General features: G+C 51.9%; 17 protein-coding genes. 16 read left to right on the top strand and 1 reads right to left on the bottom strand.

The genetic code is table 11. The annotated features are described in order from the left end of the window. The 12 genes from WBP50_RS06215 to WBP50_RS06160 all read left to right on the top strand — a co-directional run. A partial coding sequence (locus WBP50_RS06215; RefSeq protein ID WP_423932490.1) for a hypothetical protein occupies positions 1–315 on the top strand: 315 nt, incomplete at its 5' end. A gap of 2 nt (positions 316–317) precedes the next feature. Next, on the top strand, positions 318–527 hold the full coding sequence (locus tag WBP50_RS06210) for a hypothetical protein (protein WP_423932489.1): 210 nt from the start codon (positions 318–320) through the stop codon (positions 525–527). Next, the gene (locus WBP50_RS06205) at positions 524–826 is read left to right on the top strand and encodes a dATP/dGTP pyrophosphohydrolase domain-containing protein (RefSeq protein WP_423932488.1); all 303 of its coding nucleotides are present in this window, start codon (positions 524–526) and stop codon (positions 824–826) included. The genes WBP50_RS06210 and WBP50_RS06205 overlap by 4 nt, the downstream gene beginning before the upstream one ends. Next, complete coding sequence (locus WBP50_RS06200) at positions 823–1047, top strand: helix-turn-helix transcriptional regulator (RefSeq protein WP_423932487.1); 225 nt, start codon at positions 823–825, stop codon at positions 1045–1047. The genes WBP50_RS06205 and WBP50_RS06200 overlap by 4 nt, the downstream gene beginning before the upstream one ends. Further along, entirely contained in the window at positions 1041–1265 is a 225-nt protein-coding gene (locus WBP50_RS06195) for a hypothetical protein (protein WP_423932486.1), read from the top strand. The genes WBP50_RS06200 and WBP50_RS06195 overlap by 7 nt, the downstream gene beginning before the upstream one ends. Then, on the top strand, positions 1259–1471 hold the full coding sequence (locus WBP50_RS06190) for a hypothetical protein (RefSeq protein WP_423932485.1): 213 nt from the start codon (positions 1259–1261) through the stop codon (positions 1469–1471). Before WBP50_RS06195 ends, WBP50_RS06190 begins: the two co-directional genes overlap by 7 nt. Next, a complete protein-coding gene (locus tag WBP50_RS06185; RefSeq protein WP_423932483.1) occupies positions 1468–1815 on the top strand; it encodes a hypothetical protein in 348 nt (115 codons plus the stop codon). The genes WBP50_RS06190 and WBP50_RS06185 overlap by 4 nt, the downstream gene beginning before the upstream one ends. A 12-nt stretch (positions 1816–1827) precedes the next feature. After that, entirely contained in the window at positions 1828–1977 is a 150-nt protein-coding gene (locus tag WBP50_RS06180) for a hypothetical protein (RefSeq protein WP_423932481.1), read from the top strand. Positions 1978–2142: 165 nt separating this feature from the next. After that, positions 2143–2322 carry a hypothetical protein gene (locus tag WBP50_RS06175; protein WP_423932479.1) on the top strand — a complete coding sequence of 60 codons (180 nt, stop codon included), beginning with the start codon at positions 2143–2145 and terminating at the stop codon, positions 2320–2322. 251 nt (positions 2323–2573) lie between these two features. Next, positions 2574–4115, top strand: coding sequence for a DNA cytosine methyltransferase (locus tag WBP50_RS06170; protein ID WP_423932477.1), 1542 nt, complete (start codon positions 2574–2576; stop codon positions 4113–4115). Next, positions 4112–4480: a DUF1064 domain-containing protein gene (locus tag WBP50_RS06165; protein ID WP_423932476.1), complete on the top strand. Its 369-nt coding sequence runs from the start codon at positions 4112–4114 to the stop codon at positions 4478–4480. The genes WBP50_RS06170 and WBP50_RS06165 overlap by 4 nt, the downstream gene beginning before the upstream one ends. Positions 4481–4497: 17 nt before the next feature. After that, positions 4498–5520, top strand: coding sequence for a DUF4373 domain-containing protein (locus WBP50_RS06160; protein ID WP_423932474.1), 1023 nt, complete (start codon positions 4498–4500; stop codon positions 5518–5520). Between the two features lie 65 nt (positions 5521–5585). On the opposite strand, the gene WBP50_RS06155 is transcribed toward WBP50_RS06160, so the two are convergent. Further along, the gene (locus tag WBP50_RS06155) at positions 5586–5762 is read right to left on the bottom strand and encodes a hypothetical protein (RefSeq protein ID WP_423932473.1); all 177 of its coding nucleotides are present in this window, start codon (positions 5760–5762) and stop codon (positions 5586–5588) included. Positions 5763–5911: 149 nt separating this feature from the next. Between WBP50_RS06155 and WBP50_RS06150 the strand changes: the two genes are divergently transcribed. From WBP50_RS06150 to WBP50_RS06135, 4 genes are all read left to right on the top strand, one after another. Further along, positions 5912–6373, top strand: coding sequence for a hypothetical protein (locus WBP50_RS06150; protein ID WP_423932471.1), 462 nt, complete (start codon positions 5912–5914; stop codon positions 6371–6373). A 170-nt stretch (positions 6374–6543) separates the two neighbouring features. After that, positions 6544–6876, top strand: a complete 333-nt coding sequence (locus WBP50_RS06145) for a hypothetical protein (protein ID WP_423932470.1) — start codon at positions 6544–6546, stop codon at positions 6874–6876. Beyond that, positions 6852–7091 carry a hypothetical protein gene (locus WBP50_RS06140; RefSeq protein ID WP_423932468.1) on the top strand — a complete coding sequence of 80 codons (240 nt, stop codon included), beginning with the start codon at positions 6852–6854 and terminating at the stop codon, positions 7089–7091. The genes WBP50_RS06145 and WBP50_RS06140 overlap by 25 nt, the downstream gene beginning before the upstream one ends. A 5-nt stretch (positions 7092–7096) precedes the next feature. Continuing rightward, complete coding sequence (locus WBP50_RS06135) at positions 7097–9022, top strand: phage terminase large subunit family protein (protein ID WP_423932467.1); 1926 nt, start codon at positions 7097–7099, stop codon at positions 9020–9022. Position 9023 lies beyond the last annotated feature (1 nt).

The following is a 9023-nucleotide window of genomic DNA, read 5'->3' as shown; positions in this document are numbered from 1 at the left end:
CCAGAGGAAACAGGTAAACAGGAAATTCAGCTTGAACACGGGACGATTGCTAAGGTTACACGGATTCTTGCTGAAAAATGCGGCGAAAAACTCACTATCAATGCCGTTTCGAAAAGGATTCATCGTCAGTCCGATCCCGCCACAATTCGCCTCGCGTTTCGGGTAAGCGCCCGTATTAAATCGGAGCGCGCTTCCAGAAAGCAGGAAGAGAAAAAAAGAAAAGAGGCATACAAGCAGTTGCAAATCGAAGCGAAGGCCGCCCGTGAGCGCGAAATCGATTCCCTTGAAACAGAGGCAAACCAGCCGGAGAGCTGAGCATGTCGTGCAACACCTACACCAACATGACGGATTCGCTGCGTTTTGCGCTGACGATATGCACTCTTTCCGAAATGGCGCGGAGCAACGTCTGTAGCGGGCCTCTGCTTGAGCAGTTGTATCTGGTGCTGGTTGACGGCGTCGAAAGCGGCGACGAAGCCGCCGCCAGAGTACTGGCACGAATCATCATCAACCGCATGGAGGCCGCATGAGCACAGATTTAATCAAGATCATCGAGCGGCAGATTGAATTCTCCGTCAATCATATCTGTAAAGAGATTGATGAAGTTGCCGCAACTGAAGGAAAAGACCTGTCTGAATGGGTCGATATTATCATCCTCGCGCTGGATGGCGCATGGCGCGCCGGTTTCACACCGAAGCAAATTGTTGACGGCCTGATAAGGAAGCAGGGAATTAATGAGCTGCGCACGTGGCCGGACTGGCGCACCGCTGAACCCGGCAAGGCTATCGAGCATATCCGCGATGAAACTGCCGGGGATGGTGACGCATGAATAATGAGATGCCGCGCTTTCTCCGGCTGAAGGACATCATCGGAGACCGGCGGGAGAAAATCCCCGCAATCATCCCGGTGTCGAAAACCAGCTGGTATACAGGGGTTCGAAAAGGCAAGTACCCGAAGCCGGTAAATATTGCTCCAAGAACAACCGCATGGCGCGAGGAGGACATCCGTGCCGTAGCAGAAAAACTGAACGCGAAGGAGGATGCATGCTGAACCAACTCAAGAATTTCCGTACCGGAGAGCATGAGGCGGCTGCCGACATAACTGATTATAGCGATTACATCCCTCAGGATTCCGTTTCTCAGGGCTTGTACCGGCGTTTTATCAGCCAGGGCGACAAACCGATAGTTGCTGCATGCAAAGCGCTTGTTGAGGTTGTTCTCGCTCGTCAATCCGCGATTGCCGGAGTGAAGGAGAATACATCATGCTGAACAAGCTGAAAACATTTATATGGGGCGCGGATTGGTACGAGGATCCGGCGATGCATGAGGGGAAGCTGTTTGGCTGGCTGTTCGGAGCAGGCGGCGCGATTATTTACGGAATTATCCGTGTGTGGTGGTTTTTCACTCACCTGGTGCACGATACGCTGCGGAACCTGCTTGACGCAATCGATGAGGTGAAACAGTGGATGCGATGAATGCGCGGTGCAGGTCGGTAAGGGGCTGGTTGAGATGGGGGCCTGACTGCGGCAGTTCGGCGCAGCGAGAACGGATTCGCCGGCTGCTTCCGGAGGGGGTTCCGGTGATTGTGGTTCATGAAAGCCGGAAGCCGGGAGAAGGGATTTTTCAGCTTGACAAGGCGCGGCTTGATGCGAAAACGGTGGCGACGGTGAGCGTGGAGGTGTGGCAGGAGATTGAGTATCGATCCGGCGGTCTGACGGATGGGCAACTCAATATGCCGTGCAGGATCAACGTAGGGGATGGCCTGTTGTCGGGCGCCCTGGTACTCGAGAAGAATGATCAGACGAAACTTTTCACTTAAACGGCGGATGTCATGGGAGAATATGCAGTAGCATTCGGGCAGGTGCTGAACAGCCTTGTTCCGTGGACGGTTTTTGCCTTCGGCGCTGTGGCAACGATATGGGGCATTGTTGAGGCGCAGCGTAGCCGGTATAACGGGCTGAGCAATGGAGGTGAGCAGTGATGCACTCATCGCATATACATGATTACGATCTCGCGGCGGTTCTCCAGCGACGAAAAGAAAAAACGGTCTACTATGCTACGGCGAGGCGTATAACTGTAAGGAAAATAAGCCAATTAAACGACGAAGGGATAAGCGTTTTTTATGCCGGGAAATTGCGCGGGACCATTGTTAACATTTCTTCTGGCCGCCCTTGGCGCGGCTCTTTTTACCGCTCAGCCTGCATCTGCCGACATCATCCCCGATTACTTCCTGGCGGAGGCCGGCGTAGTGCTTGATGAAAATCCGAACATCGGAGGCGTCGACATCAAGGACAACCCTGCAGCTTTCGGCGCGGCGCTTGGCTGAGATATCTCGCCTCGCCTGAGCATTGAGGTAGAGTGCGTGAGCGACCGGCACCGCGCCCGGAAGTTTCGGGAGAATGAGGGAGGCCGGGCTATTGGAGATGAATTTGCTGTTTTCGAGTGCCGACTGAGGCACGGCCGGCAAATCTGGTCGGCTCAGGTGATTGGCCGAAAAATCGAGTTTGATGGTTTCGGCTCATTTGAGGCTGTATACGATTCGGTACTGCGGTATTTAGGACAAAATCTTGATAAAGCATGAAGCAGCTACGTCTTGATATAGAGCCCGAAATCATTATTGACAATTTTGCCGGCGGCGGTGGTGCATCAACGGGTATAGAACTTGCTCTTGGCCGTCGCGTGACTGTGGCGATCAATCACGATCCGGAAGCTATCGCCATGCACACGGCAAACCATCCTGAAACGGAGCATTACTGTGAATCAGTATGGGATGTAAATCCCAGAGACGTAAAGCCGGGCAGACCGATTGGTTTGCTTTGGCTGTCACCGGACTGCAAGCATTTCTCAAAGGCAAAGGGCGGGAAACCGGTCGAAAAAGGCATCAGGGGGCTTGCGTGGGTTGCTCTGCGGTGGGCTGCAACGAGGCAGCCGAGAGTGATCATGCTTGAGAACGTCGAGGAGTTTTTAACGTGGGGGCCCATAGGCCCTGACGGGCGGCCGTGCAAAAAAAACAAAGGTCGTGAGTTTAAGGCGTTCAGAAACGCGCTGAATCGCCAAGGTTATCAGGTCGAATGGCGCGAATTGCGCGCATGCGACTACGGGGCGCCGACAATCCGGAAACGTCTTTTTCTCATAGCCAGGCGCGACGGGATGCCGATTGTGTGGCCGGAGCCTACCCATGGGCCAGGCCTGAAGCCTTATCGTACGGCTGCTGAATGCATAGACTGGTCATTACCTTGTCCGTCCATTTTCGAGCGGCAGAGGCCTCTTGCTGAAGCTACTTGCCGCAGGATAGCAAAGGGAATCATGCGGTACGTGGTCAATGCTGCAGAGCCTTTTATCATCAATACCCGCAACGGGGAGAAGAGCGGGCAAAAGCCAAGAGTCCGAAGCATTAATGATCCGGCATGGACAATAACTGCTCAAGGGTCTCAAGGCGCGCTTGTAGCTCCCGTTTTTACGGAGTGCGCGAATGCCAGCAGTCCGAGGTGTATGACAGCTGATGAGCCGCTGCGGACTATTTGCGCTCAAACGAAAGGAGGGCATCATGCTCTTGTCACGGCGTTTCTTGCAAAGCATTACGGCGGGGTAATTGGATCTTCTCTGGAAAGTCCAATCGGTACGGTGACGGGTGTTGATTACAGCCGGAGGCGGAGGAAAGTCTGCATTGGTTACCAGCACAATTTGATCAAGATGCGCGGCAATAACGTCGGACAGGCGACAGATGAGCCGCTGCGAACAATCAGCGCAGGAGGAACTCACTTCGCAGAGGTCAGAGCGTTTCTGGTCAAGTATTACGGCAACGAGCAGGACGGTGTGGAGCTCTCTGAGCCTCTGCATACCGTCACGTCGCGTGACCGGTTCGGGCTGGTAACGGTTGATGGGCAAGAATATTCAATCACTGATATAGGGATGAGGATGCTTGCGCCGAGGGAGCTTTTTCGGGCGCAGGGGTTTCCGGATGATTACATCATCGGAGACCGCCCGGAGCAGGGGCTGATTTTGACGAAAACCGCTCAGGTGCGCATGTGTGGGAACAGCGTTTCCCCTCCTCTCGCCTCTGCGCTGGTTGCGGAGAACGTGCCTGAGATGGCCGTGGAAAGGAGTTGTGTTGCATGAGCCGTGAGCGATACTACGCAAGGGCACTGAACCGGACTGGTCGTCAGACGAAAACCCAGATACGGTACAGTCTACATCTTGCAGCAATGAAGCAGGCCGGCGAGATCGTCGAATACTGGGAAGAGCCTTTCAATGTCAAGATCGCGGATGGCGCTTATTACAAGGTTGATTTCATGGTTCAGCGGTTTGATGGGATACTTGAACTGCATGAAGTCAAAGGCGCTCTTGGTGTGATTGAGGAAAAGGCTTTGCTAAAGGCCAAGGTTGTTGCCAGCAGATATCCATTTCGAATGATCATGACATGGCCAAGAAAGGGGGGCGGATGGGAGTACCGGAATTTCTCTGACAGTATGACTTTTCTATGAATCTTTAATCTGTAACGATGGCAAACGCGGCATACTGGTTCCGGCATGATAGCAACGCGAAGGACGATTTTAAGTGCATGATGTTGATCGATCAGCTTGGGTGTGAGGGATACGGGATATTCTGGATACTCATCGAGACGCTGAGAGATCAGGATGGATATCGTGCTCCGATGAGCATGATCCCTATTTTGGCTCGAAAATACAACACGAGTGCCGAGAAGATGAAAGCTGTCGTCACTGGTTATGATCTTTTTGTCATTGATGAGGACGACGGAACATTTGCATCACCACAGTTGCTGAAGCGTATGGGAGAGTATGATGCTCTTATTGCAAAGAAGCGCACTGCCGGAGCCATTGGAGGGCGAAAAAAGGCGGCGCTTGAAGCGGATATAAATCATCTGCTTAGCACAAACGAAGCAGATGCTAAGCAGATGCTAAGCACAAGTATAGCGAATAGAGAGGATAGGATAGGAGAGGAAGAGAAAGGAAGAGAAGAAAAGAAAAAGAGGAATGTCGGAGGCAAACATCAAGATCGGGAGAGCGCATTCGCTTCTCTCCCTCAGACCTTTCATAATTCTGTTTTTAAGGATGAGTCAATCAAATTCGCGGATTGGTTCAATGACAAACTATGCCCTTCCGACATTAAGCCTACAGTAAGCATGATAACTCAGTGGGCGCTCACGTGGTACAAGCTCCGAGAGCTTGACAAGCGGGACAAGGAGCATATGAAGGAGGTTATCTCATGGGCAAGGACTGATGAATTTTGGAGCAGGAATTTCCTGACGCCCATCAAATTGCGAGAGAAGGATGATCAGGGCCGGATGTACATCGATCGTCTGACGGCGGACTACGAAGCCGAGCAAAAGAAGGGGAATAAATCAACCGATCATGACCGACCGACGTTCTCATTACGGGTACAGATTACCGACTTCAAAGACTGGATATCCGTCATCCGCGATGGAAAGGAGGGCGAAGAGTGGTACAGCACCCGAGCCGACGTTGAGCGGTTCGGGCTACAGGTTCGAGAGCATATTGCGTAATCTCATACATCATCACCATGAGCAAAACAAGAGGAACAGCGTGTTTGGCTACAACGGTTAAAGCCTCAGAGATTGATCTGATGACGACGGAGCAGCTTAAGCAGAAAGTTATCGATTTTCAACGCGAGATCTACAGGCTGCAAAAAGACCGCGCTGAACTCAAGAACCAGCTGCAGCGCAAGTCCGCCATCATCGAACACCTTCAGGACTCCGGAACCAGGAAGATCGTCGAAGCTGTTCAAAGGCTTCTCCCTCTCTAATATGTCTCATTGTGATACATGGCGCGCGGGTCCTTCCTAGCCCCTTAGGGGTGTGAATGGTTTCGTGCCGCGCGGTTTTTTTAGCGTGACATTGTTTTCGGAGTGTTTCGGTTTCACTTTATCGTTTTGTAATGAAAGAGGTAACGGTTAAAGAGCTTGCTGATATCATAGGGATATCTTCCCGTAGGGTTCAGCAGTTGGTTACCGATGGGGTGTTTTTGAAGGCGAAACGAGGGGCTTATCCGGTTGCTGAAAACGTGCAGGCTTATATCGACTTTATGATCCGATCAAAACAGGAAGAATTGAATTCGATCGATCATGAAGAGCTGCGATTGAAGCGGGCTCAGGCAGATATGGCAGAACATAAACTGGCTGTTGCCCAGGGTCGATATGGAGAAATGGAGGTGATGCATGAGAAGTATCGTGACAGGGTACTGAACATGCGGGAAAAGCTTTTGCGGCTTCCACGGAGATTGTCGCTGATAAAGCTGCCTCATGAACCTCGAGAGAAGGAAATTATTTATCGCCGAGAAATGAATGATGCACTGACAGAGCTTGCAAAAAGCGAAGAGAACGAAGGAAGGGAAGAATGAGCCCAAGATTTTTTCCTACGGTTTTGATTGTTTTGGATGTGGCGGCAGCCGCAGTGTATCACGCTTCCGGAGATTGGAGAAAATGCGGGTATTGGCTTTCGGCTGCGGCTTTAACGGCTTTTGTAACGTATTGATGGTTCAAAATGATCACTCTGCACCACATCAATTGCATGGATTTCATGCTCGGCTTGCCGGACAAGGCGTATCAGTTGGCGATTGTTGACCCACCTTATGGGATAAGTGAAGTTTGGTCGAAATCTCGGAAAGATCGGTTTTACAAGCAAGGCGCTTTATATGAGTATGATAATCGAGAAGCACCAAGCGCAGAGTATTTCAACGAGTTAATGAGGGTATCAAAAAACCAAATAATATGGGGTGGTAATTATTACTCAGAATATCTTCCTTCTGTAAATGGCTGGGTTGTTTGGGACAAAAACAGAGACGCTGATTTAACAATGATGAGTGAAGCGGAACTTGCATGGACGTCATTCAAAAACCGGTAGCTCTCTACAAATGGCTGCTAAAGAACTACGCAAAGCCCGGCGACCGCATACTTGAAACGCACGGGGGGAGCATGAGTATTGCAATCGCCTGTCACGACATGGGGTTTGATCTTGACCTATGCGAGCTTGATCCGGACTACTTTGCCGCCGGAAAGTCGCGTGTTGACCGACACATGGCGCAATGCAGGCTTTTTGATTTGAAGGAGGATGCGTGAGTTATTTGAGTGCCGCCGCGATTGATGCTCGGGCTGGGGAGTTGTTGCTTGATTTGCTTCCTCCTCCGCTCGAAACGGTTTCTGAGTGGACTGATGAGCATAGGTACACGGAGAGGGGGAAGTATTACGTTTCGATGGCTGAGTACCAGCGGGAGCCGATGGACGCCATTTCTGATCCATTCGTGGAAGAGGTTGTTCTGATGTGGTCCGTGCAGACCGGAAAAACGGAGTTGATCTTGAATACTCTTGGACGGTTTGCTCATCGGGAGCCTTGCCATATGATGTGGGTGCTTCCAATGATCGAGATGGCGAATAACATGAGCAAGGGCCGCTTGGACCCGATGTTTGAAAAGACTCCGCCGTTACAGCCGCTTCTTGGGAGGCACGGGACACGAAACGCTGATAACTCAATGCGGTTCAAGCGGATTCCTGGCGGGTTCATCATTCTTGCCGGCGCGAATTCTCCGGCATCGCTGAGCAGCTACCCGATACGGATTCTGGTTGGCGATGAAATAGACCGGTGGGGTAAGCTGATAAGGGGTGAGGGTGATATCCTGATGTTGGCGCGGAAGAGAACGACAAGCTATTCGGACCGGAAAATCATTTTGGTGAGCTCTCCGACGACGAGGGGCGCATCGAGGATTTACCCGGCGTACATGGAAACAAACCAGAAGCGCCGGTTCGTTCCTTGCCCACATTGCAACGGCATGCAGACCTTGAAGTTTCCGAACCTGAAGTTTGAGTACGACAAGGAGGCTATACAGGCCTTGACGGCTGACGGTGACGAGGAGTTTGATTATAAGCGGAAGGCGATTGCTGCCCACATTCATGCGTATTTCGTTTGCGAGTTGTGTGGGGCTTTGATTGAGCATGACTGGAAACATGAGATGGTGCAGGCCGGGGAGTGGCGGGCGAAGTACCCGAAAATCCGGGAAAGACAGGGGTTTCACATGTGGCAGGCTTACTCGCCTTTCGTTACCTGGGCAGAGACGGCCGCAGAGTTTTTGCATTCGGTAGGGTATCCGGATCGGATGCAGGTTTTCACGAATACGGCTCTGGCAGAGTTGTGGGAGGAGAAGGGCGGAAGAATTGACGATGAACCGCTCATGGGCCGCAGGGAACGGTTCCCCGCGCGGTTGCCGCTGAAGGCTGAAATTATTACCTGCGGTGTTGACGTGCAGGGTGATCGGCTGGAGGTTGAGGTTATCGCCTGGGCTTCGGATGGAGAAAACTGGTCCTTGGAGTATTCGGTTCTCCGGGGAAACACGGAGCTGATTTCGACGTTTGACCAGCTTTTTTCCGTAATGGATCAGCACTGGGTCCGTGAGGACGGGGTGGTGATTCCTGTGGATATGATGGCGGTGGATACTGGATATAACCCCAAGGAGAAGAAGAACACGGAGGGAGTTGATTCGCATGTGGTTTATCGGTGGGTTCGCCAAGCGGCGCGGGTGCACAAGATTATTTCGATGAAAGGTGCGTCCCAGCGTGTTGAGGGGGTAGTGAAGGAATCGAGGGTTGGTAAAAGCCGGCAGAAGCTTTGGCTGGTTGACGGTAACCAGGTGAAGGATGTTGTTCTGAGGAGGCTGGAGATTGAGGCAGGGAACCCGGGTAGCGCTCATTTCCCCCATGACCGGGACAAGAACTATTTTATGATGCTGACGGCTGAGGAGAAGAAGAAAGTGGGCGGCATCATGCAGTGGGCGAAGATAAGGGAACGAAACGAGGCCGTGGATACCCGTGTGTATGCGTATGCGGCGTTATTGGTGCTGAAACCGAAGTGGGGGAAGATTCGGCGCCGAAAAGCTCCTGATGAGGCCGTTTCGGGGCAAAATCCGGTTCAGGATGTTCCGTATGAGGATCCGGTTGAGGAGAAAAAGAAAAAAAGTTTGAAGCGGGTTCGAAAATTAACATTCAGACGGAGGAGGTAGA

Origin of the sequence: Chlorobium sp. (assembly GCF_049593655.1) — a bacterium.
In the GTDB taxonomy this organism is placed as follows: domain Bacteria; phylum Bacteroidota; class Chlorobiia; order Chlorobiales; family Chlorobiaceae; genus Chlorobium.
The sequence above is the reverse complement of the archived record's forward strand: the minus strand, read 5'-3'. Positions and strand labels throughout refer to the sequence as shown.

Excerpts from the sequence above, each read along its gene's own strand:
- WBP50_RS06200 (WP_423932487.1), top strand. The coding sequence starts at position 823 with ATGAATAATGAGATGCCGCGCTTTCTCCGGCTGAAGGACATCATCGGA.
- WBP50_RS06140 (WP_423932468.1), top strand. The coding sequence starts at position 6,852 with ATGGACGTCATTCAAAAACCGGTAGCTCTCTACAAATGGCTGCTAAAG.
- WBP50_RS06190 (WP_423932485.1), top strand. The coding sequence starts at position 1,259 with ATGCTGAACAAGCTGAAAACATTTATATGGGGCGCGGATTGGTACGAG.
- WBP50_RS06205 (WP_423932488.1), top strand. The coding sequence starts at position 524 with ATGAGCACAGATTTAATCAAGATCATCGAGCGGCAGATTGAATTCTCC.
- WBP50_RS06185 (WP_423932483.1), top strand. The coding sequence starts at position 1,468 with ATGAATGCGCGGTGCAGGTCGGTAAGGGGCTGGTTGAGATGGGGGCCT.
- WBP50_RS06170 (WP_423932477.1), top strand. The coding sequence starts at position 2,574 with ATGAAGCAGCTACGTCTTGATATAGAGCCCGAAATCATTATTGACAAT.
- WBP50_RS06180 (WP_423932481.1), top strand. The coding sequence starts at position 1,828 with ATGGGAGAATATGCAGTAGCATTCGGGCAGGTGCTGAACAGCCTTGTT.
- WBP50_RS06150 (WP_423932471.1), top strand. The coding sequence starts at position 5,912 with ATGAAAGAGGTAACGGTTAAAGAGCTTGCTGATATCATAGGGATATCT.
- WBP50_RS06165 (WP_423932476.1), top strand. The coding sequence starts at position 4,112 with ATGAGCCGTGAGCGATACTACGCAAGGGCACTGAACCGGACTGGTCGT.
- WBP50_RS06145 (WP_423932470.1), top strand. The coding sequence starts at position 6,544 with ATGGATTTCATGCTCGGCTTGCCGGACAAGGCGTATCAGTTGGCGATT.
- WBP50_RS06210 (WP_423932489.1), top strand. The coding sequence starts at position 318 with ATGTCGTGCAACACCTACACCAACATGACGGATTCGCTGCGTTTTGCG.
- WBP50_RS06195 (WP_423932486.1), top strand. The coding sequence starts at position 1,041 with ATGCTGAACCAACTCAAGAATTTCCGTACCGGAGAGCATGAGGCGGCT.
- WBP50_RS06160 (WP_423932474.1), top strand. The coding sequence starts at position 4,498 with ATGGCAAACGCGGCATACTGGTTCCGGCATGATAGCAACGCGAAGGAC.